This is a genomic window from Actinomadura sp. ATCC 39365 (assembly GCF_054392275.1).
In genome coordinates, this window is sequence record NZ_CP184335.1 from 4,432,668 (window position 1) to 4,454,069 (window position 21,402).

At 71.9% G+C, this 21,402-nt stretch carries 20 protein-coding genes; 12 read left to right on the top strand and 8 right to left on the bottom strand.

Translation table 11 applies throughout. The features are described from left to right. Positions 1-82: 82 nt before the first annotated feature. Positions 83-805: a PIG-L deacetylase family protein gene (locus ACNF49_RS22020; RefSeq protein ID WP_482944852.1), complete on the bottom strand. Its 723-nt coding sequence runs from the start codon at positions 803-805 to the stop codon at positions 83-85. An 83-nt stretch (positions 806-888) separates the two neighbouring features. On the opposite strand from ACNF49_RS22020, the gene ACNF49_RS22025 reads away from it, so the two are divergent. Beyond that, complete coding sequence (locus ACNF49_RS22025; RefSeq protein WP_357964114.1) at positions 889-1,422, top strand: HIT family protein; 534 nt, start codon at positions 889-891, stop codon at positions 1,420-1,422. A 394-nt stretch (positions 1,423-1,816) separates the two neighbouring features. Next, positions 1,817-3,007, top strand: coding sequence for an MFS transporter (locus tag ACNF49_RS22030; protein ID WP_482944853.1), 1,191 nt, complete (start codon positions 1,817-1,819; stop codon positions 3,005-3,007). A gap of 198 nt (positions 3,008-3,205) precedes the next feature. On the opposite strand, the gene ACNF49_RS22035 is transcribed toward ACNF49_RS22030, so the two are convergent. The 4 genes from ACNF49_RS22035 to ACNF49_RS22050 form a co-directional block, all read right to left on the bottom strand. Further along, a complete protein-coding gene (locus ACNF49_RS22035; protein ID WP_482944854.1) occupies positions 3,206-3,745 on the bottom strand; it encodes a GNAT family N-acetyltransferase in 540 nt (179 codons plus the stop codon). A 128-nt stretch (positions 3,746-3,873) separates the two neighbouring features. Further along, positions 3,874-5,403 (bottom strand): hypothetical protein, encoded by a 1,530-nt coding sequence (locus tag ACNF49_RS22040; protein WP_482944855.1) that lies wholly within the window; start codon positions 5,401-5,403, stop codon positions 3,874-3,876. A gap of 5 nt (positions 5,404-5,408) precedes the next feature. After that, complete coding sequence (locus ACNF49_RS22045) at positions 5,409-5,948, bottom strand: hypothetical protein (RefSeq protein ID WP_482944856.1); 540 nt, start codon at positions 5,946-5,948, stop codon at positions 5,409-5,411. Positions 5,949-6,055: 107 nt separating this feature from the next. Next, positions 6,056-6,955, bottom strand: coding sequence for a branched-chain amino acid transaminase (locus ACNF49_RS22050; protein ID WP_357964108.1), 900 nt, complete (start codon positions 6,953-6,955; stop codon positions 6,056-6,058). Positions 6,956-7,045: 90 nt separating this feature from the next. Here ACNF49_RS22050 and ACNF49_RS22055 point away from each other — a divergent pair, with 90 nt between their 5' ends. Continuing rightward, the gene (locus ACNF49_RS22055) at positions 7,046-8,371 is read left to right on the top strand and encodes an aminotransferase-like domain-containing protein (RefSeq protein ID WP_482944857.1); all 1,326 of its coding nucleotides are present in this window, start codon (positions 7,046-7,048) and stop codon (positions 8,369-8,371) included. Between the two features lie 78 nt (positions 8,372-8,449). On the opposite strand, the gene ACNF49_RS22060 is transcribed toward ACNF49_RS22055, so the two are convergent. The 3 genes from ACNF49_RS22060 to ACNF49_RS22070 form a co-directional block, all read right to left on the bottom strand. Next, on the bottom strand, positions 8,450-8,677 hold the full coding sequence (locus ACNF49_RS22060; RefSeq protein WP_482944858.1) for a hypothetical protein: 228 nt from the start codon (positions 8,675-8,677) through the stop codon (positions 8,450-8,452). Then, a complete protein-coding gene (locus ACNF49_RS22065; RefSeq protein ID WP_482944859.1) occupies positions 8,674-9,972 on the bottom strand; it encodes a glycoside hydrolase family 10-like protein in 1,299 nt (432 codons plus the stop codon). The genes ACNF49_RS22060 and ACNF49_RS22065 overlap by 4 nt, the downstream gene beginning before the upstream one ends. A gap of 190 nt (positions 9,973-10,162) precedes the next feature. Beyond that, a complete protein-coding gene (locus ACNF49_RS22070; protein ID WP_482945564.1) occupies positions 10,163-12,286 on the bottom strand; it encodes an elongation factor G-like protein EF-G2 in 2,124 nt (707 codons plus the stop codon). Between the two features lie 190 nt (positions 12,287-12,476). Here ACNF49_RS22070 and pgsA point away from each other — a divergent pair, with 190 nt between their 5' ends. The 9 genes from pgsA to ACNF49_RS22115 all read left to right on the top strand — a co-directional run bounded on the left by pgsA (position 12,477) and on the right by ACNF49_RS22115 (position 21,401). Continuing rightward, complete coding sequence (gene pgsA, locus ACNF49_RS22075) at positions 12,477-13,079, top strand: phosphatidylinositol phosphate synthase (protein ID WP_482944860.1); 603 nt, start codon at positions 12,477-12,479, stop codon at positions 13,077-13,079. Continuing rightward, a complete protein-coding gene (locus tag ACNF49_RS22080) occupies positions 13,076-13,984 on the top strand; it encodes a phosphatidylinositol mannoside acyltransferase (protein ID WP_357964099.1) in 909 nt (302 codons plus the stop codon). Before pgsA ends, ACNF49_RS22080 begins: the two co-directional genes overlap by 4 nt. Further along, positions 13,981-15,111, top strand: a complete 1,131-nt coding sequence (locus ACNF49_RS22085; protein ID WP_352361402.1) for a glycosyltransferase family 4 protein — start codon at positions 13,981-13,983, stop codon at positions 15,109-15,111. The genes ACNF49_RS22080 and ACNF49_RS22085 overlap by 4 nt, the downstream gene beginning before the upstream one ends. Positions 15,112-15,143: 32 nt before the next feature. After that, the gene (locus ACNF49_RS22090) at positions 15,144-15,686 is read left to right on the top strand and encodes a LemA family protein (protein WP_482944861.1); all 543 of its coding nucleotides are present in this window, start codon (positions 15,144-15,146) and stop codon (positions 15,684-15,686) included. A 79-nt stretch (positions 15,687-15,765) separates the two neighbouring features. Further along, a complete protein-coding gene (locus tag ACNF49_RS22095) occupies positions 15,766-16,770 on the top strand; it encodes a DUF3048 domain-containing protein (RefSeq protein WP_357964095.1) in 1,005 nt (334 codons plus the stop codon). A 123-nt stretch (positions 16,771-16,893) separates the two neighbouring features. Then, a complete protein-coding gene (pdxS, locus tag ACNF49_RS22100) occupies positions 16,894-17,799 on the top strand; it encodes a pyridoxal 5'-phosphate synthase lyase subunit PdxS (RefSeq protein WP_357964093.1) in 906 nt (301 codons plus the stop codon). A 191-nt stretch (positions 17,800-17,990) separates the two neighbouring features. Further along, on the top strand, positions 17,991-19,673 hold the full coding sequence (locus ACNF49_RS22105) for an alkaline phosphatase D family protein (protein WP_482944862.1): 1,683 nt from the start codon (positions 17,991-17,993) through the stop codon (positions 19,671-19,673). 87 nt (positions 19,674-19,760) lie between these two features. Further along, positions 19,761-20,195, top strand: coding sequence for a MarR family winged helix-turn-helix transcriptional regulator (locus tag ACNF49_RS22110; protein WP_482944863.1), 435 nt, complete (start codon positions 19,761-19,763; stop codon positions 20,193-20,195). A gap of 9 nt (positions 20,196-20,204) precedes the next feature. Further along, entirely contained in the window at positions 20,205-21,401 is a 1,197-nt protein-coding gene (locus ACNF49_RS22115; protein WP_482944864.1) for an MFS transporter, read from the top strand. Position 21,402 lies beyond the last annotated feature (1 nt).

Below are 21,402 nucleotides of genomic sequence, written 5' to 3' on the forward strand. Positions count from 1 at the left end.
TCCCTGACCCGCCGTCTCCGGCCGGGCCGGAAGCCTTCCCGGCCTGAGCTGTTCTCCGGGCGGCTCGGGCCCCGGCCGGAGGTCAGCGGGGGAACAGGCGGAAGGCTACTGCCGGACGGCCGCCGAAGCGTTCGCCGGCCTCCCGCGCGGAGCCCTCGATCAGCTCGCGGGCGTAGACCTCCGGGGCCTGGTCGGTGAGGGCCTCGATGTAGGCGCGGTGCTCCAGCAGCGACCGCACGCCCCGCTCCAGCCCGTCGGTGACGTCCACGGCGTGGGTGGGGGAGTTGGAGCCGGCGACGGCGACCCAGCGCACGCCGTTCCAGGGCGCGGCGTCGGTGTCAGGAAATATCCAGCGATTTCCGGCGTCTCCTGCGGCGTCCAGCACCGCCCGGCCCACGGCCCGGTGGTCGGGCGTGTTCCAGTACGTGCCGCCCCACGTGTCGTCGGGATTGAGGGTGATCACCAGCTCCGGGCGGTGCCTGCGGATGGCGGCGGCGATGTCCCTCCTGAGCGCGGTCCCGTACTCGACGACCCCGTCGGCGTGGTCGAGGAACTCCACGGTGGTCACCCCCACCACGGCGGCGCTGGCCTGCTCCTCGCGCTCGCGCACCGGCCCGCACGCGGCGGGGTCGAGGGTGTCGATGCCCGCCTCGCCGCGGGTGGCGATCAGGTAGGAGACCTCGCGCCCGGCGTCGGTCCAGGTGGCGACGGCGGCGGCGCAGCCGTACTCCAGGTCGTCGGGGTGGGCCACGACGGCCAGGGCGCGCTGCCAGTCGGCGGGCATGGGTTCGAGTCGCTGTGCCATGCCCACACCTTAGGCCCGCCGTCGAGGGCCGGGGATCACGCCGGAAGAGCGGGCCCTCCGCGCGGGGTCCTATGCTGCTTGGTATGCACGATCAGGCAGGGGCCGGGGCGCCCGACAACTTCCAGCGACTGTGGACCCCGCATCGCATGGCCTACATCAAGGGCGAGAACAAGCCGACGGGCACCGGGCCGGGCGACGGCTGCCCGTTCGACGAGATCCCCCGGATGAGCGACGAGGATGGCCTGATCGTGGCCAGGGGAGAGGTCGTCTACGCCGTCCTCAACCTCTACCCGTACAACTCCGGCCACCTGATGGTCGTGCCCTTCCGGCACGTGTCCGGCTACGACGAGCTGACCCCGGCCGAGGTCGCCGAGCTGGGCGACTTCACCCAGCGGTCGCTGCGCGCGCTGCGCAAGGCCAGCGGCGCGCAGGGCTTCAACGTGGGCATGAACCTGGGCCAGGTCGCGGGCGCCGGCATCGCCGCCCACCTGCACCAGCACGTGGTGCCGAGGTGGGGCGGCGACACGAACTTCATGCCGGTCGTGGCGCAGACGAAGGTACTGCCCCAGCTCCTGCACGACACCCGGCAACTCCTGGCCGACGCCTGGACGGACTAGGTCGTGTTCTAGGCGCAGCCACCACCCGGCACCGCCCCGACGAGCGCTGACCTCGACGGGCTCCGAGCGTGCCCGGCTCCGAGCGCGTCCGGCTTGAGGCGTGCCCCGAGCGCGCTGGGCTTGAAGCGTGGCCCCGAGCGTGGCCGTGTGTCAGGGGCCGGCCGCGCGTCTGTGAGCGCCTTTCGTTCGTGAGGCTCCCGCTTGCGGCATCCCGGCGGTGGCGCCTCCGAGGCCGCCGCGTCTGGGCTGGTCCGCGCCATCTATCACCCCGTTTGCTGACACCGTCGGCGATCATGGGCCTCGTTCTCCGGCCATGTCCGCGCCCCTTCGGTCCGATGTGCGGAATAACACCATACCCCCCTATGGTATTAAGGCACTACTGAAGGAGCCCGACATGCCACACGTGATCCGTAAGGCCGGCGTCCTCGGCGGGACCTCGCTCGCCGTCTTCCTCGCCGGCGTGCATTTCGTCAACGACGCCATCACCGCGATGCTCGGCGCACTGTTGCCGACGCTGCAGGCGCGGTTCGGGCTCGGGCCGGCCCTGCTGGCCGTGCTCGTCGCGGTCTACTCGATCTCGTCGTCGGTCACCCAGCCGTTCTTCGGCGCGATGGCCGAGGACCGCAGCCTGCGCGTGGTCGGGGCGACGGGAGTGCTCATGGCCTCGCTGTTCCTCAGCCTGATCGGCGTCGCGCCCGCGCCGGCGGCGGTCTTCGCCCTGCTGATCATCGGCGGCATGGGGGCGGCGGCGTTGCATCCCGTGGGCACGGCGGTCGCCGGTGGCCCCACCGTGCCGAATCGAACGCTGGGCGTGGGATTGTTCACCGCCGGCGGGATGGCCGGGTTCGCGCTCGGGCCGGTGCTGATCCTCTCCGTGGTCTCGGCGTTCGGGATCGGGGTCACGCCGTGGCTGATGGTTCCCGGCATCCTGTTCGCCGTACTGGCCTTCCTGCTGCTGCCTGACTGGGAGCCGCACGGCCGCCGTCCCCTGCGGACGCTCTTCCGGTTCGGGCTGCTGCGCGGTCCCATCGGGGGGCTCACCCTGGCCACGACCCTGGCGAGCCTGGCCTTCGTGACCTTCACCAGCTCGATGCCCCTCTGGCTGGTCCGTGAGCACGGTGTGGCGGCAGACGCCGGGCTGCTCGGCTGGACGCTCGCCTTGTTCTCGCTGGCCGCGGGGCTTGGCGCGCTGCTCGGTGGCGTGCTCGCGCCGCGGGTCGGCCGCCGGCGCGCGCTGATCGGCTCGCTCGCCGCCGCGCCGGTGCCGCTGATCGCGATCGTGACGCTCGAACCGGGCGGCGTCCCCTACTTCCTCGCCGCCGCGCTGGCCGGCGCCCTGCTGTACGTCGGCAGCCCGGTCACCGTCGTCATCGCGCAGGACCTGGCGCCTGGCGAGCCGGCGAGCGCCGCGGGGATGGTTCTCGGGGTGTCCGCCGCTGCGGCGGGAGCGCTGTACGCGGCTCTGGGCTGGCTCCAGGAGGCCGTCGGGCTCAGCGTCGGCATGGTCACCGGCTTCGCGCTGGCCGTGCCCGCTGCGCTGGTCGTTCTCATGGTGCTGCGGCGTCACCCGCAGGCCGGACGCTGACCCGGCGCCCGCCGCGGTGCTCTGACCGCATGAAGCTGCCGCGGATCGTGCGGCGGGGCAACACGGGTTCGGCGCGCGATGACGCTGCCGGCCTCGGCCGGCCGGAACCATGTTCCGGTGATCGCCCAGCTGGTGCGGGCTGACAAGGCGACGCCCCCTCTCCGCCGCAGCCTGATCGGACGACCCTGGTGGAGAACGTCAGATGCTCGCACTTCGGGCGATGCGGTACAGCACGTTCGGACGCAGTGGCCCTTCGGGCTCGGTGGGGTCGTCGAAGTCGTCGGCCGGGTCCCGGGTCATGCCGATCCGGCGCATCACCGCCTGGGAACGAAGGTTGGTGGCGGTCGTGACAGCGAGGATCTCGGGAAGCTCAAGAGCGTCGAAGCCGTGGGCCAGGACTGTCAGCGCAGCCTCGGTGGCGTAGCCATGGCCCCAGGCCGAGCGGGCGAGCCGCCAGCCGATCTCCACTCCCGTGAACGGCATGTGGTCGTCCACTTCGTCCAAGCCTGCGAAGCCGATGAACTCGCCCGTGGCCTCCACCTCGACCGCCCACCACCCGTAGCCTCGCTGGTCGAACTCGCTCTGAAAGCGCGACACGGAGGCATCGCTCTGTTCGCGGGTGAGCAGGCCGCCCAAGTGCTCCCGGACCTCGGGATCGGCGTTCATGGCCGCCCACGGTTCAAGGTCGGAGTCACGCCATCGGCGCAGGACGAGACGATCGGTACGCAGTTCAGCCATGCGGGTCAGCCAACATGAGCTTCGGCCCTCAGGCAAACGTTTTTGCGTGACACCGCCCCCAGGCACACAGGTCGCTCCTGGGACGAACGGAGCGGCCACCGATCCGGCGAACGTATGCGATCAGCGCGCTAGTCGGCCGTACGGGCCAGGTGGGCGGTGGCGGGGGCCTCGGCCGGCTGTTCGCGGCCGAGCGCGCCGATGCCCGCCGCGAGCAGCAGCGGCACGGCCAGCGCCAGAGCCATCGACAACACCGCGGCGCCCGAGTCGTTGACCAGCATCCCGATCACCCCGCTGACCATCGTGCCGATCAGGCCGGCCCGCAGGGCGGGGGAGTGGCGGAACGCCGCGGGCACCACGCCCGCGCTGGCCTGCTCGGGCCGCAGGATCGCGTAGACGAGGAAGGCCACGGCCGCGATCACGATGGGCATGAGGTTGGGGCTGAGCAGCGTGGCCAGCATGGCCTGGAGCTTGCGGAAGATCACCTCGAACGCCTCGCCGCTGAGCACCTGGCCCACGAACCTGCCCAGGTGCGTCTGCTCGTCGGGCGGACGCAGGTAGTTGAGCACGGCGAACGTCATCACGATCACCGCCCCGGCCACGCAGAACGCCCCCAGCTTCACGATCGAGACCCGCTTGCCGGCCACCAGCAGCGCGGTCACCGCGATGCCCGGCACGAACGCGATCACGCCGCCGAAGTCGCTGCCCATGCCCGAGCCGCCCAGCACCATCGCGAACGCCCCGAGCACCACGATCGCGGCCACCCCGAGCCGCCCCGGCCAGCGGTGGGCGATCACGGTGGTGGCCAGCAGCGTGCCGGTGGCCAGCAGCGCGAACGGGATGTTGCCCAGGCCGTAGTAGCGGGCCCCGACCTCGGCGCTGTAGCCCATGACGCTGTTGAGCTGCAACGTCGTGCCCGTCAGCAGGTCGCCGGCGAGCGTGAGCGCGGTGATACCGGCCACCACGGCGAGCGGGCCGAGCGGACGGCGCCGCCAGGGCCCGCCGAAGGCCAGCGCGGTGACCGCGGCGACCCAGCCCAGCACCCCGGCGACCAGTTGCGGCAGGGTCGACCAGGGCAGCAGGTTGACCAGGTAGCTGGACACCGGCAGGGCGGCCAGCGCGACCGCGGCCAGGCGTACCGGCGACAGGCCCCTGCGCCGCCGCAGCAGCAGGAACGCGACCACGTAGAACAGCACCTGCAACACCGCCACGACGGTGAAGTAGACGCCCTTGACCGACCGGATGGCCTGCGCGGTCGAGTCGGCCCGGCGCAGCCGGTCGATCGTCGCGCCGGCCTCGCCCACCTGCAGCGGCACCCCGACGACCGTGGCCGGCGCCGGCACGCCGAGCCGGGAGAGCACGGTCGCGGTCAGGTCGGGCAGGATCGAGATGTCGGCACGGCGGGTGGAGGCCGCGCCCAGCAAGCGCCCCTGCGCCCCCGGCTCACGCAGCGCGGCCACCCGCAGGTGGGGCACGGAACCATGGTCGGACAGGCCCGCGAGCAGCACGGTGGTGCCGGGCGGCAGGATCGACAGCAGCGCGCCGGCCTTGGCGTCGGCCAGGCGCAGCGCGTCGCGGCGCTCCTTGGGGCCGAGCTGCTCGGGCACCTTGGGCAGCTTGCCGCTGGCCAGGTAGGGGTGGACGAGGTCGTCGACGTCCATGGCGATCAGCGGGCACTGCTCCAGGTCGGCCGTGCGGACCTGGAGGGGGAGGCGTGGTAGCGCTGCACCGCGCCCTGCCGGTCGGCCAGCCCGAGGGCGGCGCCGGGGCCGATCGCGATCGAGCACCGGCCCGCCGCCTTCAGCGCCTCGCCCAGCGTGCCGGCGTTGCGCTGCCCGGCCACGTCGATGAGGTAGCGGTAGTCGGGGATGGCCGCGCCCGCGCCCCGGGTCTCGGGGGCGGGAGGGGCGCCGCAGGCGTATCCGGCGGCTGATCTGGTGCCAGCCGACACCGTGAGCCAGCCGTCGTAGGGGCAGGTGACGTTGCTGACCGTGCGCACCGACAGCGAGCCGATCGCGCTGCCGCGCGTCAGCTCCCACAGGTTGGGCGCGTCGGCCTGGTTGACGTCGTCCCAGGCGAGACCGGAGACGCCGATGAGCGCCACCCTGCCCGCGCCGGGAGCCGAGCCGCCGGCCGTGGCCGTGCCCTGCAGGCCGAGCAGTACGGAACCGGCCAGAACGGCCAGCACCACGAGCGCGCGCCTCACCCCGACGACCTCCCGCGTTCGATGACGTCCGTGGCACGCTAGAGCACGTCGCGATCCGGCGCCACCGGTTCCCCTACCTTCTCACGGGCGGCGGCGGGCGCGGTCCGTCAGCCGCGCACGGGGGTCAGCCAGTGGCGGTAACGGTCGTCGCGCCCGTGCACGGCCGCCTCGTAGGCGTCGGCCAGCTTGCCGGTGACCGGCCCGGGGCCGCCGAACTCGCAGTGGTCGACCGCGCTGACGTGCACGATCCCGGCCGCCGTGCCGCAGACGAAGATCTCGTCGGCCGTGTACAGGTCGGTGCGCAGCAGATCCTCCCTGGTGACCGTCAGCCCGAGGTCGACGGCCAGCCGCGCGACGGTGTCCTGCGTGATGCCCTCCAGCGCGCCGGCGTGCGGCGGAGGCGTGGTCAGGACGCCGTCGCGCACGACGAAGACGTTGGCGCCGGTGCACTCGCTGACGTTGCCGGCCGCGTTCAGCAGCACCGCCTCGTCGAAGCCCGCCTGCATGGCCTCGGACTTGGCCATCACCGAGTTCAGGTAGGGGCCGGTGGCCTTGGCCGCGGTCGGCGTCACGCGGTGGTCGTTGCGCTGCCACGAGCTGGTCATCAGCCGCACGCCCGCCTCCAGCAGCGCGCCCCACTCCCACGACGCGATCGAGACCACCGTCGGGCAGCCGCGCGCCGCCACGCCCATCTCTCCGTAGCCGCGGTGGGCCAGGTGGCGGATGTAGCACGAGGACTGGCCGTTGGCCGCGACCGTGGCCAGCGTGGCCGCGCGCAGCTCGTCCAGCGTGTACGGCAGCGGCATCCCGATGATCCGCGCGCTGCGCGCCAGCCGCCGCAGATGCTCGTCCAGCCGGAACACCGCCGGGCCCTCGGGCGTGTCGAAGGCCCTGGTGCCCTCCAGCACGGCGGTGCCGTAGTGCAGGGCGTGCGTCAGGACGTGCACGCGGGCCTCGCCCCAGGGCACCAGCTCGCCGTCCATCCAGATGTGCTCGGCTTCGCGCATCGTGCCGCTCCTCTCCGTAAATGGCCGCCAACAATCGCAAGATGTAGGCCAATTCATTGATAAGTGGCACAGTAACCGGATAATAGTGGCGTGGGAAGAGAAGAAAACCTTGTCACCCTGGTCCGCGACCGGCTCCGGCTCCACGAGGGCACGGCCAGCCGGCGGCTCGCGGGCGCGCTGACCGACCTGGCCCAGACCGGCGCCATCGCCCCGGGCACCCGCCTGCCCTCCGAGCGCGACCTGGCCCAGGCGGTCGGGCTCAGCCGCGGGACGGTCGCCGCCGCCTTCAACACCCTGTGCGAGGAGGGCCTGTGCGAACGCCGGCACGGCAGCGGCACGTACGTGCTGGGCGTCCCGACGTTCGGCGGCCTGCTCCAGGGCGGCGCGGTGCTGGCCGACCTGTCGACCTCGGTCGTCCCCGACCCCTCGCACCTGGCGGTGCCCCCGCTGGACGCCGCGGCCCTGATGCGCGCGCCGAGCGGCCACGGCTACGACGCCATGGGCGACTCGCGGCTGCGCGCCGTGCTGGCCGCCCTGGACGCCGGGCCGCACCGCGAGATCCTGGTGACCTCGGGCGCCCAGCAGGGCATCGACCTGGCGGCCCGGGTGCTGCTGCGGCCCGGCGACCGCGTGCTGGTCGGCGACCCGGCCTACGGTGGCGCGCTCAGCGTGTTCCGGCGCGCCGGGGCCCACGCCGTGCCCGTGGACCTCACCGACCCCGACGCCGTGCGCGACGCGCTGGCCCGCCACCGTCCGGCCGCCGTGTACGCGCTGCCCGTGGACAACCCGACCGGCCGCGTGGCCGATCTGCGGCACGTGGCCGAGCTGGCCGCCGCGGCGGACGTCCCGCTGGTGGAGGACCGGACCCTCGCGCCCGTGGTGTTCGACGGCCGGACGCCGCCCGGGCCGCTGGCCCTGGCCCATCCGCACGGCACGGTGACGGTGGGCTCGTTGTCGAAGGTGTTGTGGGGCGGCCTGCGGGTGGGCTGGCTCACCGCCCCCGAGCCGCTGCTGGCCCGGCTGCTGGAGGCCAAGCTCGACGCCGACCTGGCCACCAGCGCCGTCTCCCAGCGGCTGGCCGCCGACCTCCTCGACGGCGACCCCGTGCCGGTCTGGCTGGCCGAGCTGGCCCGCCGCCGCGACCACTTCACCGCCGCGCTGTCCGCGCGCCTGCCGTCGTGGACCTGGTCACGCCCCCAGGGCGGCCTGTCGGTGTGGGCCCGCCTGCCGGGCGCCGACACCGACAGGTTCGCCGCCACCGCCCGCGAGCAGGGCGTGGCCGTCGCCCCTGGCTCACTGTTCTCCCCGGACGGCCGCCACCGCGACCGCCTGCGCCTCAGCTTCGCCCTGCCGCCCGCCCTCCTCGACCAGGCGGTCGCCGCCCTGGCCCGCGCGTGGGAGCGGACCGGCCGCTGAGCTGCCCGCCGCGAACACGGCGACGCCACGCCCGGATCCCGGGCGTGGCGTCGACGGAGGAGCGTGGCGGGACGGGCCTCAGCCCTTGCCCACCTTCACCTTCACCGGCTTGCTCTCGTGGTGCTGCCGGTCGAGCGAGGTGATCAGGTACGTGCCCGGCTTGGCCGGGTACGACGCCGCCGTCACCACGGCCGCCAGGTTGCGGGCGTCGCTGGTGTGGCAGTCCTTGCCCGACTCCGGCACCCGGTACACCGCGTAGGCCCGCGCCCCCGCGGACGGCGTCCAGGAGACGGTGGAGCCGCTCACCTTGACGTCGGCCGGCTTGCCGGGGCCTCGCCGCCGCGGTCCTCCATGATCGGCAGCAGCGCCGGACGGCTGTAGTGCTCCTTGGCCACCCGGTCGATCGCGCCGAGCGGGTTGGTCAGGAGCTGCTTGGCGCTGAAGTAGATGTCGCCGTCGACCTGCTCGTAGCGCCGGTTCACCGTCAGGTGCGCCGACAGCTCGCCCGGGTTGGCCCAGGCGGCGTTGGTCCTGGTGCCGACCTGGTAGAGCGCCTGGCCGATGTAGAGCTGGACGTCGGTGCCCTCGACCGCGCCCGCCCACCAGGCCGTCAGCGTCTTGTAGTCGGCCGCCTTGAAGCCGCGCGGCCAGTAGAGCTGCGGCGCGACGTAGTCGACCGTGCCGTCCTCGATCCAGGAGCGGGCGTCGGCGTAGATCGAGTCGTAGGCGGACATGCCGGCCGTGGCCGACCCGTCGGGGTCGTTGGACTTGTTGCGCCAGATGCCGAACGGGCTGATGCCGAACTTCACGTGGTTCTTCGTGTCGTGGACGGCCGCGTCGACCTTGGCCACCAGCTTGTTCACGTTGTGGCGGCGCCAGTCGGCCAGTTTCTGGTCCTTGCCGTACTTGGCGAAGGCCGCCTTGTCGTCGAACGTGCCGCCGCCCCCCGGATAGGGGTAGAAGTAGTCGTCGAAGTGCACGCCGTCGACGTCGTAGCGGCTGACCACGTCGGTGATGACCTTGGTGACGTGCTCGCGCACCTGCGGCAGGCCGGGGTTGTAGTAGAGGCCGCCGCCGTACTTGACCGTCCAGTCGCGGTGCTGCCGGGCCGGGTGGTTGGCCGGGAGCTTGGACAGGTCGGCGCTCTCGGCCGCGCGGTAGGGGTTGAACCAGGCGTGGAACTCCAGGTTGCGCTTGTGCGCCTCCTCGATGAGGAACGGGAGCGGGTCCCAGCCCGGGTCCTTGCCCGCGGTGCCCGTCAGGTACTGCGACCAGGGCTCCAGCGAGGAGCGGTAGAGCGCGTCGGAGGCGGGCCGGACCTGGACGAAGACGGCGTTGAGATTGCGCTTGACCGCGCTGTCGAGGATCTTGACGTACTCGGCCTTCTGGCGGGCCTGGCCGAGGCCCGCGCGCGAGGGCCAGTCGATGTTCTTGACCGTCGCGATCCACACCCCGCGCAGCTGGCGCTTGGGGTAGCGGGGGTCGGGCTTGCAGGCCGCCGTCGCCTCGGCGGTGGCGGGGGCGGTGGTCGTCGTCTTCTTGGTCGCTGCGGGGCTCTCGGTCGCACCGGGGCCGAACACGTAGGCGGCGCTGGTGGTCACGACCGCGAGGGCTGCAGCGGCTAGGAGTGGGCGTCCAGTTCGCATAGTGCAACCCAGTCTGGCAGCTGCTCCCGCGTGATCGGACCTGAAAAAAGAAATGCAGTCGTGATGCTTCTGTTACGAAACGGTAGGTGTGGTGATGAAACGTGCGGGCCGGGAGGGACATGGTGCCCTCCCGGCTCTGCGCCGCTCACTCCGTGGCCGCCACCTTGCTCGCCAGGTTCGGCGGCAGCGGCTCGTAGCGCAGGAACGTGCGCGTGAACGTGCCGGTGCCGTGCGACATCGAGCGCAGGTCGATGGCGTAGCGGGTGATCTCCAGCTCGGGCACCTCGGCCTTGACCAGCGTGCGCCCGGTGCCCACCGGCTCGGTGCCGAGCACGCGCCCGCGCCGCGAGGACAGGTCGGACATCACCGAGCCCACGTAGTCGTCGGCCACCAGCACCGACAGCTCGTCCACCGGCTCCAGCAGCAGGGTCGGGACCTTCGAGGCCGCCTCCTTCAGCGCGAGCTGCCCCGCGATCTGGAAGGCCATGTCGGAGGAGTCGACCGAGTGGGCCTTGCCGTCGTAGAGCGTCACGCGCACGTCCACCATGGGGTAGCCGGCCACCACGCCGCGCTCCATCTGGGCCCGCACGCCCTTCTCCACCGACGGGATGAACTGCCGGGGCACCACCCCGCCCACGATCTTGTCCACGAACTCGAACCCGCCGCCCGAGGGCAGGGGCTCGACCTCCAGGTGGCAGATCGCGTACTGGCCGTGGCCGCCGGTCTGCTTGACGTTGCGGCCCATCGCCTGGCACCTGCCGCCGAACGTCTCGCGCAGCGGCACCCGCAGCTCGATCCGCTCGACCTCGACGCCGTGCCGGTTGGCCAGGCGGTCGAGCAGCACGTCGGTGTGCGCCTCGCCCATGCACCACAGCACGAGCTGCCTGGTCTCGGCGTTGTTCTCCAGGCGCAGCGTCGGGTCCTCGGCCACCAGCCGGCCGAGCGCCTGGGCCAGTTTGTCCTCGTCGGCCTTCGACTTCGCCCTGATCGCCACCGGCAGCAGCGGATCGGGCATCTGCCAGGACGTCATCAGCAGCGGACGGTCGACCTCCGACAACGTGTCGCCGGTCTCGGCCCGCGACAGCTTGGCCACGGCCACGATGTCCCCGGCCGAGCCCTTGGCCGCCGGGCGCTGGGTCTTGCCGAGCGGGCTGGTCAGCGTGCCGATGCGCTCGTCGACGTCGTGGTCCTCGTGCCCGCGGTCGGCCAGACCGTGGCCGGAGACGTGCACGGTCATGTCCGGGCGCAGCGTGCCGGAGAAGACCCGGACGAGGCTGATGCGGCCCACGTACGGGTCGCTGGTGGTCTTGACGACCTCGGCCACGAGCGGGCCGTCGGGGTCGCACGCGATGCCGCCGACCGGCTTGCCGGACAGGTCGGTGATCTCGGGCATCGGGTGTTCCAGCGGCGAGGGGAAGCCCTGGGTCACCAGCTCCAGCAGCTCCGTCATGCCCACCGCGTGGCCGTTGCCCAGCCCGCTGCACAACACCGGGAAGAAGCTGCCGCGCGCGACCGCCTTCTCCAGGTCGCCCACCAGGACCTTGGTGTCGATGGGCTCGCCCTCCAGGTAGCGCTCCATGAGCGACTCGTCCTCGCTCTCCTGGATGATGCCCTCGATCAGCTCGCCGCGCCGCTCCTCGATCTGCGCCTCGTACTCGGCGCCCGGCTCCTTCTCGGTGCGGGCGCCGGTCGCGTAGTTGTAGAACTTCTGCGACAGCAGCCCGATCAGGCCGTTGACGTGCCCGTTGGTGATCACCGGCAGGTAGAGCGGCGCGACGCCGTCGCCGAAGACGTCCTGGCAGGTGACCAGCACGTCGTCGAAGTCGGCGCGCTGGTGGTCGATCTTGGTGATCACCACCGCCCTGGGCATGGCGACCTGGGCGCACTCCTCCCAGAGCATCTGCGTGAGCCCGTCGATCCCCTCGGAGGCCGACACGACGAACAGGGCGGCGTCTGCGGCGCGCAGCCCGGCGCGCAGGTCGCCGACGAAGTCGGCGTAACCCGGGGTGTCGAGCAGGTTGATCTTGATGCCGTTGTGCACGAGCGGCGCCAGAGCCAGGTTGACCGACCGCTGCTGGCGCACCTCGACCTCGTCGAAGTCGCTGACCGTGTTGCCGTCCTCCACCCGGCCCGGCCGCTGGACGATGCCCGTCGCCGCGAGCAGCTGCTCGACCAGGGTGGTCTTGCCCGCTCCCGAGTGGCCGACCAGCACGACATTGCGTATCGCATCCGCCCTGTCGGCCGTGGGTGCCCTGCCCGCGGCTCCCATGGCTCCGCCGGAGTTCCTATCCGCCACTTCGCCTCCCACGTCGTCGGTGCATCCAACGCCGCGCCCGCGCGGAGGGTGTCAGGAACCGCATGGACGCGGTGTGTTCACCAAATACCCCTGTGGCGAATATCACAAGGGGTGCGGGGCAAAGAAAGTGGCCGCTCACGCGATGGCCTACGATCGGACCGCGATGCTCAAACTCCTGCGACCGGCCATGACCCGGATACTCACCCCGCTGGGCAGGGCTCTCGTCGGCCGCGGGATCGGCCCGAACGCCGTCACGGCGATCGGCACCCTCGGCACGGTGATCTCCGCCCTGCTCCTGTTCCCGCTGGGCCAGCTGGCCTGGGGGGCGCTGCTCATCACCGTCTTCGTGCTGTTCGACCTGCTCGACGGCGTCGTGGCCCGGCTCGGCGGCAAGGGGGGCACCGTCTGGGGCGCCTTCCTCGACTCCACGCTCGACCGGGTGGCCGACGCCGCCATCTTCGCCGGCCTGATCCTCTACTTCGTCGCCGCGGGCGACACGCTGATGGCCGGCGTGACGCTGGCCTGCCTCGTCGCCGGGTCCCTGGTCTCCTACGCCAAGGCCAGGGCCGAGGGCCTCGGGCTCACGGCGGACGTAGGGCTGGCCGAGCGTCCTGAGCGGCTGGTCGTGGCCCTGGTCGCGACCTTCTTCTCGGGGATCGGGGTGCCGTACGTGCTGCCGCTCGGGATGTGGCTGCTGGCGGCGGCCTCCACCATCACCGTCGTGCAGCGGGTCGTGCACGTCCACCGGCAGACGAGGGAGCGATGAGCGAGAAGACCTCCATCGGCGACCGCATCGTGGCGGCGGGCTTCGCGGCGGGCTGGAAGCTGGTCCCGCTGCTGCCCGAGCGGCCCACGGCGGCCGTCTTCCGCCTCCTGGCCGACCGGGTGTGGCGCAAGCGCGGCAAGTCCGTGCGCCGCCTGGAGTCCAACCTGGCCAGGGTCACCGGCATCGACGCCGGCAGCGCGGAGCTGCGCGAGCTGAGCAGGGCCGGCATGCGCTCCTACTTCCGCTACTTCCACGAGGTCTTCCGCCTGCCCTCGATCCCGCGACCGGAGATCGTCCGGCGCACCCACGTCATCGGGGCCGAGCACATCCACGACACCCTGGCCACGGGCCGGGGCGTGGTGCTGGCCCTGCCGCACATGGGCAACTGGGACGCGGCGGGCGCCTGGCTGGTCGGCGTCGGCCACCCGTTCACCACGGTCGCCGAGCGGCTGCGGCCCGAGTCGCTGTTCCGCCGCTACGTCGCCTTCCGCGAGGGGCTCGGCATGGAGGTGCTGCCGCTCACCGGCGGCGACGGCCACAACTTCGGCACCCTGGCCGGCCGCGTGCGCAAGGGCGGCGTGGTCTGCCTGCCCGCCGAGCGCGACCTGACCAAGAGCGGCATCGAGGTGCGCTTCTTCGGCGCCACCACCAAGGTGCCGGCCGGGCCGCCGCTGCTGGCCGTCCAGACCGGTGCCGCGCTGCTGCCGGCCACCGTCTACTTCGTGGGCGACGACTGGGGCATCCACATCCACGAGGAGATCCCGGTGCCCGCCGAGGGCACCCGGCAGGAGAAGGTGGCGGCCGTCGCCCAGGCCATGACGGACGTCTTCGAGAAGGGCATCGCCGAGCACCCGGAGGACTGGCACATGTTGCAGCGGCTCTGGCTGGAGGACCTGCCGAGATGAAGGTCGGCATCGTCTGCCCCTACTCCTGGGACATGCCCGGCGGGGTCAAACAGCACATCGACGACCTGGCCCAGGCGCTGATGGCGCAGGGGCACGAGGTCTCGGTCATCGCGCCCGCCGCCGACGACGACGAGCTGCCCCCGTACGTGACGGGCGCCGGCCGGGCGGTGCCGGTGCCCTACAACGGGTCGGTGGCCCGGATGTCGTTCGGGTTCCTGTCGGCCGCGCGGGTGCGGCGCTGGGTGCGTACGGGCGACTTCGACGTGCTGCACATCCACGAGCCGCTGATCCCGAGCCTCGGCGTGCTGGCCTGCTGGGCGGCCAAGGGGCCGATCGTGGCCACCTTCCACGCCTCCTTCACCCGCTCGCGCGCCATCGCGGTGGCCGAGCCGCTGCTGCGCAGCGCGTTGGAGAAGCTGAGCGGCCGCATCGCGGTCTCCGACGCGGCGCGCAAGAGCCTGGTCGAGCAGTTCGGCGGCGACACCGTGCTGATCCCCAACGGGGTGACCGTGGCCCGCTACACCGAGGCCGAGCCGCTGCCCGGCTGGGGCCCCGACGGCGCCACGATCGGCTTCCTCGGCCGCATGGACGAAGAGCGCAAGGGCCTGCCGATCCTGCTCGACGCCTTCAACGCGCTGGCCGCCGAGCGTCCCGGCCTCAAGCTGCTCATCGCCGGGCCCGGCGACGCCAAAGACGTCTACGACAAGGTGCCCAAGCCCTTCCACGAGCGGGTGACCGTGCTCGGCATGGTGAGCGAGGCCGACAAGATCCGCGCCTACCACTCGGTCGACGTGTTCTGCGCCCCCAACACCCGGGGCGAGAGCTTCGGCATCGTGCTGGCCGAGGCCATGGCCTCGGGGGCGACGGTGCTGGCCAGTGACATCCCGGCCTTCCGCAAGGTGCTGGGCGAGGGGCAGGCCGGCGCGCTGTTCGCCAACGGCGACGCCGCCTCCCTCGCCCGCGAGGCCGCCGCGCTGCTCGACGCCCCCGAGCGGCGCGCCAAGCTGGCCGCCGAGGCGCTGGTGGCGGTCAGGAAGTACGACTGGTCCACGGTCGCCCGCGACGTGGTGCGCGTCTACGAGACGGTGACCACCAGCGGCGCCGGCCGGGTGGAGGAGGACCTGTGACCGTCTGCCGAGAGCTCCTGTAGGGATCCGCTGTGACATCCACCATGATCGTGCTGATCGTGGGCATCGTCGTCGTGCTCACGGCCGTCTACATCTCCTGGCGTGCGGGCCGGCTCGACCGCCTGCACATCCGGCTCGAACTGGCCCGCGAGGCACTGGACGCCGCGCTCATGCGGCGCCGGGCCGTGGTGCTCGAACTGGCCGGCTCGCGGCTGCTCGACCCCGCGACCTCGCTGGTGCTGGCCGCCGCCGCCCACGAGGCCAGGATCGCCGGGCCCGAGGAGCGCGAGCACGCCGAGAGCGACCTGTCGCGGGCCCTGCGGGCCGCGGCCGACCAGGAGCGCTTCAGGGAGAAGCTGTCCGAGGCGCCCGGCGGCGGCGACCTGCTGGAGGAGCTCGACGCGGCGGTGGCCAAGGTCGTCTACTCGCGCCGCTTCTACAACAACGCGGTCGGGGTCACCCGTACGGCGCAGCGGCGCTGGCTGGCCCGGATGCTGCGGCTGGCCGGGCACACCGAGTTCCCGGAATTCTTCGAGATCGATGACAATCCGCCCGCAACTATGTCGCCTGAATGACCAAATGTGGGGAGGCCGGTAAGCTTCTCCCGATTTCTGGGCAAAGGCGAGGAGTTGTTGCAAGGTGCGGCTATCCCGGATGATCTCGGTGACTCTGGCAGGGGCGGCCGTGCTCGGGCCCGTCGCGGCCTGCTCGTCCGACGAGCCCCCCGCGTCCGGCAAGGCGCCGCAGGCGGCCACCGCCGCCCCCTCCGAGGAGCCCACCGAGCAGGCCGAGGGGCACCCGTTCACCGGGCAGCCCTACGAGGAGCTCAAGCCGGTGCTCGCGGTGAAGATCGAGAACACCGCCGCGGGCAAGCCCCAGATGGGGCTCAAGAGCGCGGACGTCGTCTACGTCGAGCAGGTCGAGGCCGGCCTGACCCGGCTCATGGCGATCTTCTCCTCGAAGATCCCGGCCAAGGTGGGCCCGGTGCGCAGCGCCCGCATCTCCGACCTGCACATCGTCCCGCAGTTCGGCAAGCCGGCGTTCGCCTACTCCGGCGCGCAGACCAAGATGTTGCCGTTCATCGCCAAGGCCCCGCTGTACGACGTGGGCGACACCCGCAACCCCGGCGCCTACTTCCGCCAGCCGGGCCGCTACGCCCCCTACAACCTGTTCGCCAACACCAAGAAGCTGCTGTCTGGCGCCCCCAAGGCCACCGAGGCCAAGGACATCGGCTTCACCTTCGGCGACGCGCCCGCCGAGGGCGGCGTGGACAAGAAGTCGTACACCGTCAGGTGGCCCGCGGCGCGCTTCACCTTCGCCTGGTCGGAGGCCAAGAAGCAATGGCTGATCTGGCAGGACGGCAAGAAGGACATGGCGGCCGAGGGCGGCCAGCTCGGCGCGCCCACGATCGTCGTGCAGTACACCAAGACCGAGCGCTCGCAGTTCCACGACTTCCACCAGAGCTACACCCCGCTCGTGCACACCACGGGCAAGGGCAAGGCCGTCGTGCTGCGCGACGGCAAAGCCTACGCGGCCAACTGGGAACGGGAATCGGAGGAGACCGGTACGACGTTCACCACTGAGAGCGGCGAGCCGATGAACTTCGCCCCCGGCCAGGTCTGGGTCGCGCTCGCCAGCCGCAAGCCCGTCACCCCTTGATGACCGTTCTGTATAACTTGAGCGGCAAATCCTGACATCGTGGCATGTCGGGGGAGGGGTCCATCAGGACCTACGATGGGTTTGATAACTTACCGTCCGCCCTGAGAGCCCGTGAGGAAGACCGTGTCCAGCACGCCTGAAAGCACCCCCGTCACCGGAACGGCCCGCGTCAAGCGCGGCATGGCCGAGATGCTCAAGGGTGGCGTCATCATGGACGTCGTCACCCCGGAGCAGGCCAAGATCGCTGAGGATGCCGGCGCCGTCGCCGTCATGGCCCTTGAGCGTGTGCCCGCCGACATCCGCGCCCAGGGCGGCGTGTCCAGGATGAGCGACCCCGACATGATCGACGGCATCATCGCCGCCGTGTCGATCCCCGTCATGGCCAAGGCCCGCATCGGCCACTTCGCCGAGGCCAAGGTCCTGCAGTCGCTCGGCGTCGACTACGTCGACGAGTCCGAGGTGCTCACCCCGGCCGACTACGCCAACCACATCGACAAGTGGCAGTTCACCGTGCCCTTCGTCTGTGGCGCCACCAACCTGGGCGAGGCCCTGCGCCGCATCACCGAGGGCGCGGCCATGATCCGCTCCAAGGGCGAGGCCGGCACCGGCGACGTCTCCAACGCCGTCACCCACATGCGCACGATCCGCGGTGAGATCAAGCGCCTCACCTCGCTGCCCGAGGACGAGCTCTACGTGGCCGCCAAGGAGCTGCAGGCCCCCTACGAGCTGGTCGCCGAGGTCGCCAGGAGCGGCAAGCTGCCGGTCGTGCTGTTCACCGCGGGCGGCATCGCCACCCCGGCCGACGCCGCCATGATGATGCAGCTCGGCGCCGAGGGCGTGTTCGTCGGCTCGGGCATCTTCAAGTCGGGCGACCCGGCCAAGCGCGCCGCGGCCATCGTCAAGGCCACCACGTTCTACGACGACGCCGACGTCGTCGCCAAGGTCTCGCGCGGTCTCGGCGAGGCCATGGTCGGCATCAACGTCGACGAGATCCCGCAGCCGCACCGGCTGGCCGAGCGCGGCTGGTGAACCGGCGCGTCGCCGCAGGTCGGCGGCCCGCCGTAGGTCCATGATCGTCGTGTGACGATGAAAAGCTTCGTAAGAGGCGGCATTCGCGAAGGATGTCGCCTCTTTCGTGTTGTCCGCGGTTCACCGGCCTGTCATGCGACTCGGTCAGGCTACGGGCGTCCCTCACCCTTGATCGTCCCGAGGAGCGCACTGTGTCCAAGCTGAACCGCCGGCATTTCCTGGTCACCGGCCTGGCGGCCGGCGCCGCCGCGGCGATCCCCGCCACGTCGGCGAGCGCCGAGCCCGACCCCGCCGCAGAGACCGCGCAGGCACTGGCCTCGCGCGGGCTGTCGACCGACCCGTTCACGCTCGGCGTGGCCTGCGGCGACCCCGATCATGAGGGATTCGTGCTGTGGACCAGGCTGGCCCAGCGGCCGCTGGCCGAGGACGGTTTCGGCGGCATGCCGCAGCGCCCGTTCCCGGTGCAGTGGCAGGTCTACGCCGACGAGCGCGGGCGCCGCGTCGTCCGGTCGGGGGTGGCCGTCGCCGTGCCGGAGTGGGGGCACAGCGTGCACGTCGAGGTCGACCGGCTGAGCTCGGACCGGGACTACTGGTACCGCTTCCGCGTCGGCCCGTACGTCTCGCCCATGGGACGGGCGCGCACGGCCCCGCACCCGCTGTCCTACGGCGGCGCGCTGTCGATGGCCTTCGTCTCCTGCGCCCAGTACGAGCACGGCTGGTTCACCTCCTACCGCAGGCTGGCCGAGGAGCACCCGGACCTGGTCCTGCACCTGGGCGACTACCAGTACGAGTACACCAAGGACACCTACACCATCCCGGGCGGCAACGTCCGCGACCACGAGGGCCCCGAGACCGAGACCCTGGCCGGCTACCGCCAGCGGCACGCCCAGTACAAGGCCGACCCCGACCTGCAGGCCGCGCACGCCGCCGCGCCCTGGCTGGTCGTCTGGGACGACCACGAGCTGGACAACAACTGGGCCGACGAGGTGCCGGAGAAGCCGGAGGTGCCCCAGCCGGACTTCCTGGCCCGCCGCGCCGCCGCCTTCCGCGCCTACTACGAGAACATGCCGCTGCGCCGCACCTCGATCCCGCGCGGCATCGACATGCAGCTCTACCGGCGGATCCAGTGGGGCCGGATGGCCACCTTCCACATGATGGACACCCGCCAGTACCGCGACGACCAGGGCTGCGGCGACGGCTACCGCGACTGCCCGGCCGCGATCGACCCGGCGCGCTCGATCACCGGCGCCGCGCAGGAGCAGTGGCTGATCGAGGGCTTCCACCGCTCGCGCGCCCAGTGGGACATCCTGGGCCAGCAGGTGTTCTTCGCCCAGCGCGACAACAACGCCGGCCCCGCCAAGATCACCTCGATGGACGCCTGGGACGGCTACGTCGCCTCCCGACGGCGCATCACCCAGGGCTGGGTGGACGCCGAGGTCCGCAACCCGGTGGTGCTGACCGGCGACGTGCACGCCCACTGGGCCAGCGACCTCAAGCTCGACTACGACGACCCGACCGGGCCCACCGTGGGCTCCGAACTCGTGGCCACCTCCATCACCACGGGCGGCGACGGCGCGGACTCCGATCCGGCGACGCATCCGTACCTGACGATCAACCCGCACCTGAAGTTCTACAACAACCAGCGCGGCTACGTGCTGACGAAGATCGAGCGCGACCTGCTCACGGCCGACTTCAAGGTCGTGCCGCAGGTGCGCGAGCCTGGGGCGCAGGCGTACACGCGGGCGACGTTCGTGGTGGAGGACCGGGTGCCGGGGGTGCGGCAGACGTACCTGCGGCCGCTGGACCCGGCGATCGGCGCCAGGAAGCAGGTGACGGTGGAGGACACCGTCCGGCTGGAGACCGAACGCCCGTAGCCCTGAGGCAGGCGGCGTCCACGGGGGATGGGACGCCGCCTTTTCTTCGCCCGGAATATTAGCCAGGCTAAGTTAGTTGGGCTAAGCATGAGGGACGATCCCAACCAGATGGCCGAGCAGGTCTCCAAGGTGCTGCGCCACCTGGTCCTGCTGCTGCGGCGCTCCAGCGCCGGCCAGCCCGTCACCACCCAGCAGTACGCCGTGCTCGGCTCGCTCGAACACGGCCCGCGCCGGATGACCGAGCTGGCCGAGGAGCACGCCGTCCAGCTGCCGACCATGACCGTGCAGATCAACCGGCTGGAGTACGCGGGCCTGGTGGCGCGCGGCTCCGACCCGGCCGACGCCCGCGTCAGGACGGTCGAGCTCACCGGAGAGGGCCGCGACCGGCTGTACGCCGTGCGCCGGGCCAGGATCGCCCGCCTCGCCCAGGACCTGGCCGCGCTCACCGACGACGAGCGCGACGTGCTCGCGGCGGCCCTGCCCGTCCTGGCCAAGCTCGGCATCGACAGAACCACCCAGTAAGGGGACACCATGCAAACCGGCGGCGGAATCCTGCGCCAGCCGATGTCCGTCTGGGCCACCGCGTTCGCCGCGGTCGTGGCCTTCATGGGCATCGGCCTCGTCGACCCCATCCTGCCCTCCATCGCCCAAGGGCTGCACGCCACGCCCAGCCAGGTGTCCCTGCTGTTCACCAGCTACTTCCTGGTCACCGCCGTGGCCATGCTGATCACCGGCTGGGTCTCCAGCCGCATCGGCGGCAAGCGCACGCTGCTGGCCGGGCTGGCGCTGGTCGTGCTGTTCGCCGCGCTGGCCGGCACCTCCGGCAGCGTCGCCGAGCTCGTCGGCTTCCGCGCCGGCTGGGGCCTCGGCAACGCCTTGTTCGTGGCCACCGCGCTGGCCGTCATCGTCGGCGCGGCCGGCGGCGGCGCGGAGTCGGCCATCATCCTGTACGAGGCCGCGCTCGGTCTCGGCATCTCCGCCGGCCCCCTGGTCGGCGCGCTGCTCGGCGACTGGAACTGGCGAGCCCCGTTCTTCGGCACCGCCACGCTGATGGCCGCCGGATTCGTGCTGATCGCCACCCTGCTCAGGACGGGGCCGAGGCCCGCGGTGAAGACCAGGCTCAGCGCCCCCATCCGGGCCCTGGCCCACGGCGGGCTGTCCACGACCGCCTTCACCGCCCTGTTCTACAACTTCGCGTTCTTCACGATCCTCGCCTTCACCCCGTTCATCCTGCACATGTCGCCGTACGGCATCGGCGCGGTGTTCTTCGGCTGGGGCGTCTGCGTGGCGCTGGCCTCGGTGTTCGGCGCGCCGCCGCTGCAGCGCAGGATCGGCTCGGTGAACGTGCTGCACCTGGCCCTGGGCCTGCTCGCGCTCTTCCAGGTCGGCATCGCCGTGTCGGGGACGGCCGGGGCGCACGCCGGGATCGTCGTGTTCACCGTCCTGTCCGGCATCCCGATCGGACTGAACAACACCGTCTTCACCGAGTCGGCCATGGAGGTCTCCGACGCCCCGAGGCCCGTCGCCTCGGCCGGGTACAACTTCGTGCGCTGGATGGGCGGCGCGCTGGCGCCGTTCATCGCGACCAAGCTCGGCGAGGAGATCGGCATCGCCGTCCCCTACGTCGTCGGCGCCGCCTGTTGCGCGATCGGCATGACCTTCCTGTACGCCCGTCGCCACCACCTGAGCGCCCTGGCCCGCGTGGACGCCGTGCAGGCCGCCGCCTGAC